The 15,532-nt window shown below is 60.8% G+C and carries 16 protein-coding genes; 8 read left to right on the top strand and 8 right to left on the bottom strand.

All coding sequences use genetic code 11. The features are described from left to right. Nucleotides 1-168 precede the first annotated feature (168 nt). Nucleotides 169-756 (bottom strand): cytochrome b/b6 domain-containing protein, encoded by a 588-nt coding sequence (locus ORD17_RS04250; RefSeq protein WP_308389645.1) that lies wholly within the window; start codon nucleotides 754-756, stop codon nucleotides 169-171. Between the two features lie 100 nt (nucleotides 757-856). Between ORD17_RS04250 and ORD17_RS04245 the strand changes: the two genes are divergently transcribed. Continuing rightward, nucleotides 857-1,165 carry a hypothetical protein gene (locus ORD17_RS04245; RefSeq protein ID WP_308389644.1) on the top strand — a complete coding sequence of 103 codons (309 nt, stop codon included), beginning with the start codon at nucleotides 857-859 and terminating at the stop codon, nucleotides 1,163-1,165. A 12-nt stretch (nucleotides 1,166-1,177) separates the two neighbouring features. Here the strand turns inward: ORD17_RS04245 and ORD17_RS04240 are convergent, their stop codons facing one another. Genes ORD17_RS04240 through ORD17_RS04230 form a run of 3 tightly spaced genes read right to left on the bottom strand, consistent with a single transcriptional unit; the run spans nucleotide 1,178 to nucleotide 3,184 of the window. After that, complete coding sequence (locus tag ORD17_RS04240; RefSeq protein ID WP_308389643.1) at nucleotides 1,178-2,110, bottom strand: homoserine kinase; 933 nt, start codon at nucleotides 2,108-2,110, stop codon at nucleotides 1,178-1,180. A gap of 4 nt (nucleotides 2,111-2,114) precedes the next feature. Then, on the bottom strand, nucleotides 2,115-2,447 hold the full coding sequence (locus ORD17_RS04235) for a DUF2782 domain-containing protein (RefSeq protein ID WP_308389642.1): 333 nt from the start codon (nucleotides 2,445-2,447) through the stop codon (nucleotides 2,115-2,117). Nucleotides 2,448-2,464: 17 nt separating this feature from the next. Next, on the bottom strand, nucleotides 2,465-3,184 hold the full coding sequence (locus tag ORD17_RS04230; RefSeq protein ID WP_308389641.1) for a TIGR00730 family Rossman fold protein: 720 nt from the start codon (nucleotides 3,182-3,184) through the stop codon (nucleotides 2,465-2,467). 66 nt (nucleotides 3,185-3,250) lie between these two features. Between ORD17_RS04230 and polA the strand changes: the two genes are divergently transcribed. Further along, nucleotides 3,251-5,956: a DNA polymerase I gene (polA, locus tag ORD17_RS04225; protein ID WP_308389640.1), complete on the top strand. Its 2,706-nt coding sequence runs from the start codon at nucleotides 3,251-3,253 to the stop codon at nucleotides 5,954-5,956. Nucleotides 5,957-5,959: 3 nt separating this feature from the next. Here the strand turns inward: polA and ORD17_RS04220 are convergent, their stop codons facing one another. Next, on the bottom strand, nucleotides 5,960-6,418 hold the full coding sequence (locus ORD17_RS04220) for an NAD-binding protein (RefSeq protein WP_308389639.1): 459 nt from the start codon (nucleotides 6,416-6,418) through the stop codon (nucleotides 5,960-5,962). A 56-nt stretch (nucleotides 6,419-6,474) separates the two neighbouring features. After that, complete coding sequence (gene yihA, locus ORD17_RS04215; protein WP_308389638.1) at nucleotides 6,475-7,194, bottom strand: ribosome biogenesis GTP-binding protein YihA/YsxC; 720 nt, start codon at nucleotides 7,192-7,194, stop codon at nucleotides 6,475-6,477. 108 nt (nucleotides 7,195-7,302) lie between these two features. Between yihA and ORD17_RS04210 the strand changes: the two genes are divergently transcribed. After that, a complete protein-coding gene (locus tag ORD17_RS04210) occupies nucleotides 7,303-9,126 on the top strand; it encodes a cytochrome c biogenesis protein ResB (protein WP_308390052.1) in 1,824 nt (607 codons plus the stop codon). Nucleotides 9,127-9,154: 28 nt separating this feature from the next. Next, the gene (gene ccsB, locus ORD17_RS04205) at nucleotides 9,155-10,333 is read left to right on the top strand and encodes a c-type cytochrome biogenesis protein CcsB (RefSeq protein ID WP_308389637.1); all 1,179 of its coding nucleotides are present in this window, start codon (nucleotides 9,155-9,157) and stop codon (nucleotides 10,331-10,333) included. A 2-nt stretch (nucleotides 10,334-10,335) separates the two neighbouring features. Here ccsB and ORD17_RS04200 read toward each other — a convergent pair whose 3' ends face one another. After that, nucleotides 10,336-11,565: an MFS transporter gene (locus ORD17_RS04200; protein ID WP_308389636.1), complete on the bottom strand. Its 1,230-nt coding sequence runs from the start codon at nucleotides 11,563-11,565 to the stop codon at nucleotides 10,336-10,338. Between the two features lie 6 nt (nucleotides 11,566-11,571). Then, on the bottom strand, nucleotides 11,572-11,937 hold the full coding sequence (gene panD, locus ORD17_RS04195) for an aspartate 1-decarboxylase (protein WP_308389635.1): 366 nt from the start codon (nucleotides 11,935-11,937) through the stop codon (nucleotides 11,572-11,574). A gap of 236 nt (nucleotides 11,938-12,173) precedes the next feature. On the opposite strand from panD, the gene ettA reads away from it, so the two are divergent. The 4 genes from ettA (at nucleotide 12,174) to accB (ending at nucleotide 15,532) form a co-directional block, all read left to right on the top strand. Further along, nucleotides 12,174-13,841 (top strand): energy-dependent translational throttle protein EttA, encoded by a 1,668-nt coding sequence (gene ettA / locus ORD17_RS04190; RefSeq protein WP_308389634.1) that lies wholly within the window; start codon nucleotides 12,174-12,176, stop codon nucleotides 13,839-13,841. A 64-nt stretch (nucleotides 13,842-13,905) separates the two neighbouring features. Next, nucleotides 13,906-14,505: a nitroreductase family protein gene (locus ORD17_RS04185; RefSeq protein ID WP_308389633.1), complete on the top strand. Its 600-nt coding sequence runs from the start codon at nucleotides 13,906-13,908 to the stop codon at nucleotides 14,503-14,505. Nucleotides 14,506-14,595: 90 nt separating this feature from the next. Then, nucleotides 14,596-15,036 carry a type II 3-dehydroquinate dehydratase gene (gene aroQ / locus ORD17_RS04180; RefSeq protein ID WP_308389632.1) on the top strand — a complete coding sequence of 147 codons (441 nt, stop codon included), beginning with the start codon at nucleotides 14,596-14,598 and terminating at the stop codon, nucleotides 15,034-15,036. A 22-nt stretch (nucleotides 15,037-15,058) separates the two neighbouring features. Next, a complete protein-coding gene (gene accB, locus ORD17_RS04175; RefSeq protein WP_308389631.1) occupies nucleotides 15,059-15,532 on the top strand; it encodes an acetyl-CoA carboxylase biotin carboxyl carrier protein in 474 nt (157 codons plus the stop codon).

Raw genomic sequence — 15,532 nt, 5'->3', positions numbered from 1 at the left:
GACGGACCAGATTGTCTCTGCTGCACCAATCGTCGAGGGGGTAGGCAGCAGCGCCGGGGCCTAGCGGCCATGTGGCTGCGGAGGGGAAGTTACCAAGAGGAGCGCAGACCGGGGATATTTTCTCCGATGAGTGGCTGTAGACCTCGTCGTCTTTTCCGCGGCCATGGCTTAGGGTGAGAACAGACGGAAGATGTTCCAGATACCTTCCCGGCGCAGCGCGTGCAGCAGGGTAAAGGCGACATGAGCAATCCAGTAGGCCCAGACGAGATTGGAGAGCGCCTTGTGCAGGGGAAGGAGGGCATACAGGATCGCGCCAGGAGGGGTGCCACCCTGGGGTAGAAAAAAGAAAATGGCGGTACCGGTCAGGGCCATCCAGGTGACCAGTAATAGCCCTAGGCCATGCACTGCGGCAGCGAGGCCTGGTTTTGGGCCGATGGGCCGCAGCTGGCCGCGTAGCAAAGCGAACAGGTCCTCCCATACGGGTCGCCAGGGTCCACGCAGGGGAAAGAGCTGGGCGCGGATGGCGGGGGTGGTGAAAACCCACAGCCATTCCCAGAGTAGAAAAAGCGCCGTCGTCAGGCCGATCCAGGCGTGGGTACTGAAGAGTAGCTGGGGGATGCTGCCATAGTCGGCATGCTGAAAATCCGGCGTCATCCACAGCGAGCTGAACAGCTGCCAGGTGACACCAAAAGCGATACCGGCGTGCAGCCAGCGTGCCTCGCGTGGCCAAGGATTCTCGCGGGGACCGTCCGACATCTTTCCTCCCAGATGGATCATGGCGAGTATATCGCGATTTTCAGGCTTTCCCATAAAGGGACGAAAAAGTATGATGATACCAAAGATGGGGGAGCGTCGGATGATCGTACTCTACATATTGAACACCTTGTTTGTGCTGGGCATCGTATGGGCACTGTGGTTTCCGGCGGAAACGCGTCGGATTCTGACGCGTCTGGGCCTCTGGGAGTGGATACAGGGGATCGATCGCGAAGTTTTCAGCCGCTGGGTAGAGCGGGCTGGCATCCTTTTGATGATCGCTGCGCTGGCGCTCTTTGTTTCCATTGCCATGGGCGGCCATCCCTGGGACTGGGCTTTGCCTGCGGGCGAGGGACTTTTCTTTGGCGTCGCCCTCTGGCTGGCGGGCTTTTGGTCGCGACCGAAGCCTTGAGCCGGCGGGCGATCAACAAAACTCCCGCCGCCGCTCCAGGATGCGACGGTATTCCTCCGGGTCGCGTAGCTCGGTGAGTTGGCCGCCGCGGGGAAAATGCTTGGCCTCCAGCCGCAGCAGCCAAAAGCGCAAGGCGGCAGCGCGCATGTAGGGGAACCACAGGCCGTGCTCGCGCCGCTCGAAAGGGCGCACGCTTGCGTAGGCTTGCCAGAGGATGGCGGCAAGGTTTTTGTCGAGACTGCCATCGGGAAAGGAACACCAGGCATTCGCCACGATGGCGAGATCGTAGAGCCAGGCATCGTCACCGGCGTAGTAATAGTCGATGGTGCCGGTGATCTCATGGCCCAGAAAGAGGACGTTGTCGGGGAAGAGATCGGCATGAATCACCCCGCCCGGCAGCTTGGCGCGTGGCCACTGTTTTTGCGCCTCCCGTTCATCTGCGAGCAGCTCTCTTTCGGCAGGACTCAACTTGGGGAATAGTCGTCTGCCGGTTTCCAGGCACCAGTCGAGCCCGGCGGGGTTTGGATGCTCCTCGGGAAAGCCGCGACCAGCGAGATGCATGCGGGCGAGCAGTTGCCCGAGGGCATCGATCTCCGTCTCGTTGGGCACGCGGCCCTCGATGGACAGGCCAGGTAACCGTTGCACGATGGCGGCCGGTTTACCGCAGAGGGTACCGAGGATTTCGCCAGTGCGTGAATGCACTGGGGCCGGGCAGGGAATCCCCTGCTGACTGAGCCACTCCGTGACGTGCAGGTAATAGGGAATGTTCTCCCGCGGTAGGCGCTCGAAAATGGTCAGCACGAACCGTCCGGCCTGGGTATCGAGAAAAAAATTGCTGTTTTCGGTACCCGCGCAGATGCCGGCAATCTGTTCTAGGCTGCCGAGCTCATACTCGGCGAGAAAACTTGCCAACTCGGCATCGGGGAGTTCGGTGTAGACAGCCATGCGCTTACCAGCGAAACAGGGTCCACTGCGGCACGTCCATTTTTTCCGCATCGGTGTTGGGTACGCGGCTGAAGCCATGGCCGTTGCGGTTTACGAGATAGTATGGGGGAAAGGGCTTGGGCGGGATGACCTTGACCATGTAGACCTCGCCATCGGCTCTATATTCTTCGATCTTGGAGCCCTTGGGCACATGCAGTTCGGCCTCGGGCACACTGTTCTTCGGCGGTGCCAGTCGCGGCAGATGGTAAGGGTATTTCTCGGGTCCGCCATCCGCCAGCGCGGTGCCGGCATAGAGGATCGCACCCAAACCCAAAAATATTGCGAGACGGCGTGGCATGACCAGGTTCCTCCCCTTTATAGGTTGAGCAGAGCTTCGGTTTCTGCCGATGAGGGGGCAAAACCGCGTTTTTCATAATGGTCGAATATGGCGGCGACCACAGAGTCTGGATCGTCGAGTACGGTGACCAGATCCAAGTCGGACTCGTTGATGGTGCCATGCGCCAGCATGGTGCTCCTCCACCAGTCGATCAATCCATTCCAAAAGCCAGAATCGAAAAGAATGATGGGCATGCGTCGGGTCTTGCCGGTCTGTACCAAGGTGAGGCACTCCGCGAGCTCATCGAGGGTACCAAAGCCGCCGGGCATGACCACATAGGCCGCAGCGTACTTCATGAACATCACCTTGCGCGAATAAAAATGTTCGAAGGAGAGGGAGATGTCCTGATAGGGGTTACTGTGCTGCTCGTGCGGTAGTTCGATGTTGAGCCCGATGCTATAGCCGGTGCCGCGATGGGCGCCGCGGTTAGCCGCCTCCATGACCCCCGGACCACCGCCACTGATCACCGAAAAACCGGCGTTGGAGAGCTTTTCGGCAATGCTCAAGGTTTGCTGATACCAGCGGTGTTCCTCGGGCAGCCGCGCAGAACCGAAGATGCTGACGCAGGGCTCGACGGTGGCGAGCTTTTCGTAGCCGCGCACAAACTCCGCCATGATCTGAAAGATTTTCCAGGCTTCGCGGGTGAGGCGACTCTCGCCGCCGTCAAGAAGACGTTCCGTGTCCAGGGGTGCGCGCATTGCAGGCCTACCGTAGCTACTCAAATTTTCCGTATTATGGGGGAAAGCTGCCGAAAAGTCCTGCTCATGACCAAAAATCCTCGCATCCTGGTAGACGCCTCCAGTTTTCTCTATCGCGCCTTTCATGCCCTCCCGGATCTGCGCGCCCCGGACGGTCTGCCCACCGGCGCTATCTATGGGGTGATCAACATGTTGCGACGCCTGCAGCGCGAGTATCCGCAGGGCGAGATCGTGGTCGTTTTCGATGCCGCCGGGCCGACCTTTCGTGATACGATCTACTCCGATTACAAGGCGCAGCGCCCACCGATGCCACAGGAACTGCGGGTGCAGATCGATCCGCTGCTGCACTGGATTACCGCGATGGGCCTGCCGTTACTTCGCGAGCCGGGCGTCGAGGCCGATGACGTCATCGGTACCCTTGCCTGCGCCACGCCTGCCGATCGTCCCCTCCTGATCGTCAGCGGCGATAAGGATCTTGCCCAACTCCTCGATGCTCGTACAAAAATCATCGATACCATGAAAAATACCGTGCTCGATGTGCAGGCAGTGCGCGAGAAGTTTGGCGTCACGCCGGAGCAGATGGTGGACTACCTCGCCTTGGTGGGCGACAAGGTGGATAACATCCCGGGCGTGCCGGGCGCAGGACCCAAGACGGTGGCTAAATGGTTGGCACAGTATGGTACCTTGGACAACCTGCTTGCGCATGCCGATGAAATCGGCGGCAAGATTGGTGATGCCCTGCGCGCCAGTCGTGATTTTCTGCCGCGCAGCCGGGACTTGGCCAGGATTCGCTGTGACCTGGAGCTCCCCGTGGCCGAGCTTCCGCAGCAGCCGGCCAATACCGCGGCGCTGCTTGCCCTGGCCGAGCGTCTGGGCTTCAGTAGCTGGCGCCGCGAGTTGCAGAACGAATTGGCAGCGGCAGGGGATCCTGCGGGGTCTTCCGCTCTCCCCGGGGATACCATCGACCGCAGTCGTTACCAGCTGATCGATACGGAAGACGCCCTGCGAAATCTCTTGCCACGGGTAACTGCGGCGCAGCAGGTTGCCATCGATACCGAAACTACCTCTCTCAATCCGCATGATGCCGAATTGGTAGGGATCTCCCTTGCTTGGCAGGAGGGGGAAACGATACAGGCGGCCTATCTGCCTGTCGGACACCGCGAGGGGCGGCAGTTGCTGCGCGGGCAAGTCCTCGCAGAACTGCGCGCCTGGCTGGAATCGGACGCGGCGAAGATTGCCCAGAATGCCAAGTTCGACTGGCAGATCTTCTGGCAACAGGGCATAGAGCCACAGGGCCTGCTGCGCGATACCCTGCTCGAAAGTTATGTGCTCGACTCTACTGCTCCGCACGATCTTGATCATCTGGCGGAGCGCTTTCTGCATCACCAGAACATCGCCTATGAGGACGTCGCTGGGAAGGGCAAGAAGCAGCGCAGTTTCGCCGCGGTCCCGATCCGTGAGGCCCTGCCCTACGCCGCGGAGGACGCCGATGTCTGCCTGCGCCTCGATGTGTTGCTGTGGCCGCGGATCGACAAGGTGCAGGGTCTGCGGCGGGTGTTTGCAGAGATCGAAATGCCCCTCGCGCTGGTATTGGCGCGCATGGAGTGGGCAGGAGTGAAGATTGACCGGCAGCAGTTGGAGGCCCTCAGTAGCGAGCTGGCCGCGGCTATGCAGCAGGTCGAGCGGGAGGCGCAGGAATTGGCGGGGCAGTCCTTCAATTTGTCTTCCCCCAAGCAGATTCAGGAAATTCTCTTCGACAAGATGCAGTTGCCGAGTCAGAAGAAAACCAGGGGCGGGCAGGCCTCGACCGATGAGGACAGCCTCGCGCAACTGGCCAGCCATTCACCCCTACCGGGCCTGATCCTTGAGTATCGTAGCCTCGCCAAACTGCGCAACACCTACGCCGATGCCTTACCGCAGATGATTCACCCGCGTACCGGGCGCGTGCATACCCACTATCGCCAGGCGGTGGCGGCTACGGGACGGCTTTCCTCCAGCGATCCGAATCTGCAGAACATCCCAGTGCGCACGGAGCAGGGACGACGCATCCGCGCCGCCTTCATCGCTGAGCCGGGACATCTGCTGCTGAGTGCCGATTACTCGCAGATCGAACTCCGTCTGATGGCGCATTTGTCTCACGATGAGGGTCTGCTTGCCGCCTTTGCGGCGGGTGAGGACATCCACCGGGCAACCGCCGCCGAGGTCTTCGAGATCCCGCTGGAGCAGGTCGATGCGGAACGACGACGGGCGGCGAAGGCGATCAATTTTGGTTTGATCTACGGGCAGACGGCCTTTGGCCTGGCGCAGCAGTTGGGGGTCGATCAGGCCCGTGCACGGGCGTACATGCAGCGCTATTTCGAGCGCTATCCCAGGGTCCAGGCGTATATGGAAGAAAGCCGCAAACGGGCGCGGGAGCAGGGTTTTGTCGAGACCCTGTATGGCCGCCGTCTCTATGTGCCTGAGATTCAGTCGCGCAATCCCGCGCGCCGCGCTTACGCTGAGCGTGCCGCCATCAATGCCCCGTTGCAGGGAAGCGCCGCCGATCTGATCAAGCTGGCGATGATCGCCGTGGATGCCTGGTTACAGGAAGACCGGTCGCGGGGGCGAATGATCCTGCAGGTACACGACGAGTTGATTCTGGAGGTGCCGGACGACCGCTTGCAGGAAGCCAGTCAGGCCCTGCGGGCGCGCATGGAAGGGGTGGCGCAGCTCGCCGTCCCGCTGGAGGTGAGTATGGGCTGGGGGAAGAGCTGGGCGGATGCCCATTCCTGAAGCTCAGTGCCGATTGTTGCTTTGAAACATCTTCAGGATGGCATCACTGCTGAGCTCTTCGCCGTTCAGCGCCATGGCAAGGACCTCACCGCCAATGACCTGGGGGGCGATGATCATATCCGGCTGTACCCGTTGCACCCGTTTGAGATTTTTACTGTCATTGACCGCCGCCACGGTCTTCGCGGAGCCTTGTAGCTCGCGCGTAGCAAGTATGATGAAGGCATTTTCCGAATCGTCGGCGCGCAGAGCGAGAACCGCTGCGGCGCCTTGGGCATCAGCTCGATTGAGGATGTCGGTGTCGCTGGCGTCGCCGATGATCACATCCTCGGCGTGAAAATACGTGTCGTCGGGTTGGCGTAGCAGAATGACCCGTACGATCTGCCCGCGATCTTTCAACTGGCGATAGCTGTTGCGTGCCAGCGGCGTGTCACCAACGATAATGTAATGATCTTTCAATGGCATGAGAGATTCCTTGCGCCGCATCGAGAGAAATTGAACTTTACTTCAATCTTTAGGTTCTAAGGGGAGTAGTTTTCCCGGACTTCACCTCCCTGTCCGGGATGGGAGTCCTCTCCTCCCTTTGAGGACTCATTATTGTTCCCCGCCGCCGGCGGGGGACTTTTTTCCAGCCAAATGGTCAGTCTGCTCTGTAACTCCGGGAGCCCTTCGCCCTCTTTCGCGGAAAACAGCTGTGCCGTACTCCCTGCCATTTCTCCCGCACGTAGCACCCGCTGCAGGGTCTGCTTTGCTGCTCCGCGCGACAGTTTGTCGGCCTTGTTGAGAAGGACGTGAACGGGTCGCTGGCAGTGTGCGGCAAAGCGCAGTAGATCGCAGTCGAAGGGCATCAGCGGATGGCGAATATCCATCACCAGAACCAGTCCTACCAAACTCTGACGACTACGCAGGTACTGGCTGAGCAGCTCCCCCCATTGGCTGCGCATGGCCTCCGGAACCTTGGCGTAGCCATAGCCCGGGAGATCGACGAGGCGCTGGTCGGGGCTGCCCAGGGTGAAGAAATTCAGCGCCTGGGTGCGACCCGGGGTGCGGCTGACCCGGGCTAAGGCGCGCTGCTGGCAGACCCGATTGAGCACCGAAGATTTGCCCACATTGGAGCGCCCGGCCATGGCCACTTCGGCACCGCTGTCGGTGGGGAGTTGGCCTAAGCGGGTCACGCTCAGCAGATATTCGGCCTGCTGCAGGCCGGCAGTGCGCGCTTTCTCCGGCCTTGGATTTTGCATGGTATGTTCCATGCTAGGAGCATAGCCGTGCCATGTGGCTACTGGCAATTCTCTTCTGAAACGCTAGACTGCGGGCAGACGACAGAATGGGAGGTGGTCTTGCAGACCGTGAGTAGTGTTCATGCGGTGCAGTCTTCGCGACTACGCCTGCTGCTGCAGTTTTTGGGCTCCATGCGCCTGGCGGTAAGCCTGTTGGTCTTGCTCGCCATCGCCTCCATCATCGGCACGGTACTCAGCCAACAACAGCCTTATGACAACTACCAGCTCCAGTTCGGCAGCTTCTGGTTTCAGGTCTATCGCGAGCTGGGACTGTACAATGTCTATCGGACCTTGTGGTACACCAGTATCGTCGCCTTTCTGGTCCTGTCCACTGCCACCTGTGTGACGCGTAACGGTCCGCGCATGCTGCGTGACATGCGTGCCTTGCCGGTCCGCCAGCGCCGGGCGGCAATTCGGGCGCAGGAACATTTCTTCTCGCTCGATGCGGAGCTCTCGGCTGAGCTCATGGCCAGTCGCGTGGCAGGACTGTTGCGCCGGGGCGGTTTCCGCCCGCGTCTGGAGCGTGAAGGCAGTGAATTCTACGTGGCCGCGCGCAAGGGACGCTTTCACCGGTCGGGCTATTTCCTCACCCATCTGGCCATCATCCTGATTTGTGCCGCGGCCCTCTACAATGCCGATATTCCGGTGAAATGGGCGGAATGGACGGGCACCCTCAAGCCGGCCAAGAACTTCGACCTGCCACTCAGTGAAATTCCCCGTTCGGCCTGGATGCCGCTGCACAATCCCGCTTACCGCGGCATCATCACCCTCCCTGAGGGGCAGACGGCGGATGCAGTCTTCGAACTGGCCGGCGATGGCTACCTCGTGCAGCCCCTGCCGTTTCGCATCCACCTGCGCTCTTTCCACGTCAGTTATTACTCCACCGGCATGCCCAGCGATTTCGTTTCCGATGTGGTGCTCTACAGCCCGTCGGGTAAGGTGCTGGAAAGCGGCATCATTCGTGTCAATCATCCGATGTCCTATGATGGTGTGGAGATCTATCAGTCGAGTTTCAGTGATGGTGGCTCTCTCCTGCACCTGCAAAGTTACGTCTTGGGGATGCCGGCGCTGCAACCCGGGCAGCTCTCGGGTCGGGTTGGCCAGACCTTGCAGGCAGGGGATTCCGGCTATTCGGTGCAGTTGAAGAACTTCTCCCTCTACAATGTCATGCCGCGAACGGCGGTGGGTGACAAGCCCGACCCGAAAAACCCCATGGTCAACCTGGGACCCAGTTACACCTATGTGGTCCATGATCCGCATGGTGGCGCAGCGGAATTCCATACCTATTTCAGTCCCATCACCCGCGACGGGCAAGGGTATTTCGTGCAGGGATATCGTCAGGCGCTCGGCGACCCCTATCACTATGTCTATTTGCCCGTTGGGCCCAACGGCGGCATCTCCCTGTTTCTGAATTATCTGGCTGCCCTGCAGGTGGCGGCGCATGGCGGTGCGCAGGCATCTCCGGCGGTGTTTCAGCAGATCTTTGCGATGCTTGCCGCGCGTGTCGCACCCAATATGTCTGCTGCTGAGCAGGATCGCTTCGTGCAGGCGAGCCTGAATGCGTTGGCAGAGATGCGGGATTACCCCGCTCCTTTCATTTTGCATCTGCAGTCCTTCGACCATCGGTGGGCGGCCGGTCTGCAGGTTACCAAGTGGCCCGGCACGGTGCCCATCTACTGGGGATGTGTGGCCCTCGTTCTGGGAATTTTCATTCTCTTTTACCTGCCGCAGCGGCGAGTCTGGGCGCGGGTGGAGGGTCGGGAAGGCGGCAGTCATCTGGAACTGGGTGCCAGCGCTGACCGGAACAAGCGGGAGTTTGCCCGCGAGTTCGCTGCCTGGGAGCGTGCCTTGCGAGCGCCGCCTGGAAAAGAAGATACTACTTTGAATTGTTGACGCATTTAGAGAGAGAGGAGCGAAACACATGGCAAAGAGCATGGAATCCTGGGCAGAAGGGCTGCCCGCGGAGTTTCGGCACCGCACCCTGGCGGAGATCCTGCGCCAGGAAGCGGCCTGGATTCTGGGTCTGACGGCAGTTGCGGCGTTCATTCTGGCCCGCTGGGGCGCACAGTTCGATTATTGGCAGTATGTGGTTCTGCTGTCCTGGTATGTCGGCCTTTTGTTGGCAGGGGTTGCCTGGCGCCCGCTGCAGTGGACGACCGTAGCCAGTGTCTTGCCTGCATTGGGCGCGGTCTGGCTCTATGCCCACGGACAGACGGCAGAAAACGATTTTCTTCTGCACTACGTGTTGCAGGGCGTCGCCGCCGTAATGTGGATGTCAGCACTCCTCCTTCTCGGTACCGGGGCCTACCTGCTGTATTTTTTCTCGGGGCGTGAGTCGATTGGGCGTTGGGCGACGCGCCTGACCTGGGGCGGTGTGATCTTCGGTTTCATTGGTCTGGGCGTGCGCTGGCGCGAGACCTACCTCGGCCACCCGAGCTGGGGACACATTCCTGTCAGTAATCTGTGGGAAGTCTTCGTCCTCTTTTGTGCGACGACGCCATTGTTTTACCTGTATTACGAGAAAAAGGCGGAAAACCGAGGCCTCGGCGCCTTCATCATGCCCTTGGTGGCGGCAGCCGTGGCATTTTTGCTCTGGCTGACGCTGGCGCAACACATGGACCGCGTCGAGCCCCTCATCCCGGCCCTACAGAGTTTCTGGATGAAGCTGCATGTGCCGATGATGTTTGTCGGCTACGCCAACTTCACCATCGCCAGCCTGATCGGGGCAGCCTACCTGCTGCGCGAAGGATCTGTCCGGCGCCGCGGGGTCTTGGCTGCCCGTCTGCCCGACGCCGACCTCATGGACGAGGTCATGTACCGCGCCATCGCTCTGGGTTTCCTGTTTTTCACCGTGGCAACCATCCTGGGCGCAGTCTGGGCAGCACGCGCCTGGGGCGGTTTCTGGTCTTGGGACCCCAAGGAAACCTGGGCCCTCATCGTCTGGCTCAATTACGCGGGCTTCTTGCACGCCCGGGTGGTGAAGGGCTGGCGCGGCCGCGGCATGGCCTGGTGGTCCTTCCTGAGTCTGTGGGTGGTGAGCTTCTGCTTCCTGGGTGTCAACATGTTCCTGTCGGGCCTGCATTCCTACGGCAAACTCTGAGGCTACGAATCGGGCCCCTTCGCGGCGGCTTCGCTATTGCCGAAAAAGCGACTGAAAAGGAGTAGATACAGCGCTTGTAGCCCGGCGCCGAGGTAGAAGGGCCAGCTGAGCAGCCCCGCAGCGAAGAACAGTGCGGCGATGGCCGGGCCGATGGCGCGCGGTGCCTGAATGCTCAGACTGTTGATGGTGGCCGCGAGACCTCGGTGTCGCTGGTCGACAATGCCAAGAAACAGGGCCTGCCGGGAACCGATACTGCCCTGATTCATTGCCGAGCGGAGGATGTACGCGAGCATCGCCAGCCAGAAGGTTGGCGCCAGAGGAATCATCAGTAACATCAGCAGGCCGACCAGGCGCAGGCGCACGACCGTGCCGACCATACCAAAGCGCCGGTTCAGGCGAATGCTGAACAGGGAGCTGGCTGCCGCCACCAGAAAGGCGATGGCCATGCCTGGGCCGATCAGCGCGGGACCCGCATGAAAACGCAGATGCAGCCAATAGGCCATCAGGGGGCCGATCAAGCCGATGCCCAGGCCGTTGAGGCTGTTGATGGCGCCAAAGCCAAGCAACGGACGCCAGCGAAACGTCGCTGGGGCCGAGGTGCCTGCCTGCGTGGCCGGTGCGGATGCGGCCCGGGGTCTTGGTTCGTTGGCGCGGAACAACAACCACAGGCTGGTCAATGCGCCCAGGAGGACCAGAAGGAAGAGGCTGCGGTACCCCAGCAGTTCGGGAAGATCCGCTGCGAAAAAGCTCGGCAGGGCGGCAAGCGCGGCCCCCAGGCCCATCCCTGCGAGCCCGATGGCGGTATTGATGGGTAAGATCCGGCCCCAGATCTCCTGTGCGAGGATGCGGGACAGCCAAGCCTGCTCCGCCGGTGCGAAGGGGCCCGCCCCACCATTGGCGCCCCGTCCAAAGGCGCCGAGAAGGGCGGCGACGCCGAGCGCGGCGGGGTTGCTGCTGAGCAGTGCGAGGACGGCTGCCAGGACCTGGACACCCTCGTAGGCCAGTAAAAAACGTCGCGCCCCATAGCGGTCACTGGCGGGCCCCACCAGCAGGGTAGCCAGTCCACCCAGCAGTAGGCTGGCAGAATAGAGAGCGCCAATGGCCTCTGCCGTCCAGTGCAGGGCGTGCAGATACAGGGCGAAATCGACCACCAGAGCACCCTGCCCCACACTGCGCGCTGCGCGCGCGGCCAGCAGTCGGCGCGCGCTTGCAGGTACATTGGCGAGCAGCAAGATAGCTCAGACTACGAGAGAGGGGCGAATTTCCCGATTTTGTGTATCGACGTGGACCACTTTGGGTAGCCAGCCCTGCGCCTCCTGTGGGCTCATTTGGAGATAGCTCGCGATGATGAGAAGGTCGCCCAAGGCGACGCGCCGGGCAGCGGCACCATTGACCGAAATGCAGCCACTGCCAGGCGCGGCACTGATGGCATACGTGGTGAAGCGCTCGCCATTGTTCACGTCGTAGATCTGAATCTGCTCGAAGGGGAGAATGCCGGCCGCCGCGAGCAGATCGGCATCGATGGCGCAGGAGCCCTCATAATCGAGTTCTACCGCCGTCACCCGCGCCCGGTGCAGCTTGCTTTTCAGCATGGTGATCAGCATCAGCGTTCCTTCTTCTCGTTGGAATGATGGCGGGCGAGGCGATTGACACCCACGGCGACGAGCAAGAGCAGGACGGGCGTCCCTACCAGGATCACGATTTCTCCCCACATGCTGAGCATTTCTCTGCCCCTCCACCAAGCGAACCATGCGTATTGTAGCTGCTTGCCCGCAGGCGGGGAATCGCGCCAGCGTTTTTGCTACACTGGCGCACATCCAGATCGCAGCAAGGACTTCCAATGGCCCAATATGTGTACACCATGAATCGCCTGAGCAAGGTGGTACCGCCCAAACGCGCCTTGCTCAAAGACATCTCTCTGTCTTTCTTCCCTGGCGCCAAGATTGGCGTGTTGGGCCTCAATGGCGCGGGGAAGTCCACCCTGCTCAAGATCATGGCCGGGGTCGATAAGCAATATGAAGGTGAAGCGACGCCCATGCCCGATCTGAAAATTGGCTATCTGCCGCAGGAGCCGCAGGTCGATCCGGAAAAGACCGTGCGCGAAGCCGTAGAAGAAGGTCTGGGCGAGATCCTGACGGCGCGAGCCGAGCTCGAAGCGGTCTATGCCGCCTACGCGGAGCCCGATGCCGATTTTGACCATCTGGCCAGCGAGCAAGCACGCCTGGAAGCGATTCTGGCGGCTGGCGATGGCCATCAGGCCGAGCAGCAGATGGAGGTTGCTGCCGACGCCCTGCGTCTGGCACCGTGGGAAGCCAAGGTGGGTACCCTCTCTGGTGGCGAAAAGCGGCGGATTGCGCTGTGTCGCCTGCTCATCAGTCGCCCCGACATGCTTCTTCTTGATGAACCCACCAACCATCTCGATGCCGAATCGGTGGAGTGGCTGGAGCAATATCTGGCGCGCTTCCCCGGAACCGTGGTGGCGGTCACCCACGATCGGTATTTTCTCGACAACGCCGCCGAGTGGATTCTCGAGCTCGACCGTGGCCAAGGCATCCCCTGGAAAGGCAACTATTCCTCCTGGCTCGAACAGAAGGAAAAACGACTGGAGCAGGAAGCCCGCGCCGAGGCCTCGCGCATCAAGGCGATGAAGCAGGAGTTGGAATGGGTACGGCAGAGTGCCCGGGGACGGCAGAGCAAGAGCAAGGCGCGTCTGGCGCGGTTTGAAGAGCTGAGCTCCTATGAATATCAGGCGCGCAACGAAACCCAGGAAATCTTCATTCCGGTAGCGGAGCGACTGGGCAATGAAGTCATCGAGTTCGAGAATGTCGCCAAGGGATTTGGCGACCGGCTGCTCTTCGAAAATTTGAGCTTCAAGATCCCGCCGGGCGCCATCGTCGGTATCATCGGCCCCAACGGCGCCGGCAAGTCGACCTTTTTCAGGCTCATCACCGGCCAAGAGCAGCCGGATGTGGGCACGGTGAAGATCGGCTCGACGGTGCAGCTCGCCTACGTCGACCAGTCGCGCGATGCCCTTGCGGCCAAAAAAAATGTCTGGGAAGAGATCTCGGGTGGTCTGGATATCCTGCAGATCGGTAAGTTCGAGATTCCCTCGCGGGCGTATTGTGGGCGTTTCAATTTCAAGGGCGCAGATCAGCAAAAGCTGGTGGGGCAGCTTTCTGGCGGTGAACGTGGCCGTCTGCATCTTGCCAAGACCCTACTGACCGGTGGGAATGTGCTGTTGCTCGACGAGCCCTCTAACGACCTCGACGTGGAAACCTTGCGCGCGCTGGAGGATGCCCTGCTGGAATTTGCCGGCACGGTGATGGTGATCTCGCACGACCGCTGGTTTCTCGACCGTATTGCCACGCACATCATCGCCTTTGAGGGTGATGCCCATGTGGAGTTCTTCACTGGCAACTACCGCGAGTACGAGGAGGACAAGCGGCGCCGCCTGGGAGAAGAGGCTGCACGTCCCCATCGACTGCGCTTCAAGCCGATCAGCCGGTAGCCTTTGCTATTATACAGACTGGTTGGTATGATTCACCCACATTGCCAAACTGGGAGAAAGTCGTATGGACGTCATTACCGCCATTCAAAAGCGCCGGGCTGCCAAGAGTTTTGATCCGCAGCACAAAATGTCAGCCGAGACGCGCCGCGTGCTGCTCGAAAACGCCGCCCTCGCGCCCAGCGCCTACAATATTCAGCATTGGCGCGTCGTAGATGTGCAGGATCCGCAGTTGCGTCAAGCCATCCGCGAAGTGGCCTGGGGGCAGGCGCAGGTCACCGACGCCTCACTGCTCCTCGTCCTCTGTGCCGACCTCGATGCCTGGCAGGAAGAGCCGCAGCGCTACTGGGCGACCTCGCCGCAACCGGTGCAGGACTTCCTGCTGCCCAAGCTCGACGAATATTACCGGGGAAAGCCGCAAGTGGCGCGCGATGAGGCGATGCGCAGCCTGGGGATCTTCGGCATGGCTGTCATGTTGCTGGCGCAGGATCTGGGCTACGACAGCTGCCCGATGGACGGCTTCGATTTCGATGCCGTGGCGCGCCTCATTCAGCTTCCCAAGAATTATGTGATTGGCTATATGGTGGCCGTCGGCAAGGGCATGGACAATGCCTGGGAGCGCAATCGTCTGACGAGCAGCGACTGGTTGATCAAAGATCATTTCTGAGGGAAAAGGCGCCATTATCTGGATTTGTGGGACGCTTTGCGGCAGACTTTGGACTATGTACCGAAGGACCCCAGACGCAAGGTTGCCCGAGTGCCCCACATACTGACCCTACACGGACCCAACCTCAATCTCCTCGGCCGACGCGAGCCGCAGCACTACGGTCAAAGCACGCTGGCGCAGATCGATGCCGCCCTGCAGAGCCAGGCCGAAGCCTGGGGCTGGCAGTTGCGGTCGCTGCAGAGCAATGCGGAGCACGAGCTGGTCGATGCCGTCCACGCTGCCCTGCAGCAGGGAGTGGATTACATCATCATCAACCCCGCTGCCTTCACTCATACCAGTGTCGCCTTACGCGACGCGTTGAGTGCTGTCGCCATCCCCTTTATTGAAGTACATCTCTCCAATATTCACGCGCGGGAGCCCTTCCGCCACCACTCCTACTTTTCTGATCTCGCGCAGGGAAGCATCGTCGGTCTGGGGGCAGACGGTTATACTCTGGCCCTCGAGGCGATTCGCCGTCGTCTGTCGGCCTGAACGACACCAAAAAGGAAAGCATATGGACATACAATTCATTCGTCGCCTGGCCGATCTGCTCGAAAAAAGCTCCATCGATGAAATCGAGGTGGTCGAGGGGGAGAGCAAGGTACGCCTCTCCCGGCATCAGGTGGCCCCCGTCGCAGCACTGTCCTACGCTCCGCCTCCTGCCGCGCCCAGTGTTGGCCCTGTGTCCATGCCAGTGGCAGACACTCCCCCCAGCGTGGTGCAGGCGGAACCGGCGCAGCCTGAGGGGTACATGATCAAGTCGCCAATGGTCGGGACCTTTTACCGCGCCCCATCGCCGGAGGCCAAGCCCTTCGTGGACGAGGGTAGCGTGGTGAAGGCCGGCCAGACTCTTTGTATCATCGAGGCCATGAAGCTGTTGAACGAGATCGAGGCCGATGTCAGCGGCAAAATCCTCAAGATCCTCGTCGCCAATGGGCAGCCGGTGGAATACGGCGAACCTCTCTTCATCATTGCGCCCGAGTCCTGA

This window comes from Acidithiobacillus sp. AMEEHan, assembly GCF_030996345.1.
GTDB lineage: Bacteria > Pseudomonadota > Gammaproteobacteria > Acidithiobacillales > Acidithiobacillaceae > Igneacidithiobacillus.
Note: the sequence above shows the minus strand (reverse complement) of the source record. Positions and strands in the feature narration are given on the sequence as shown.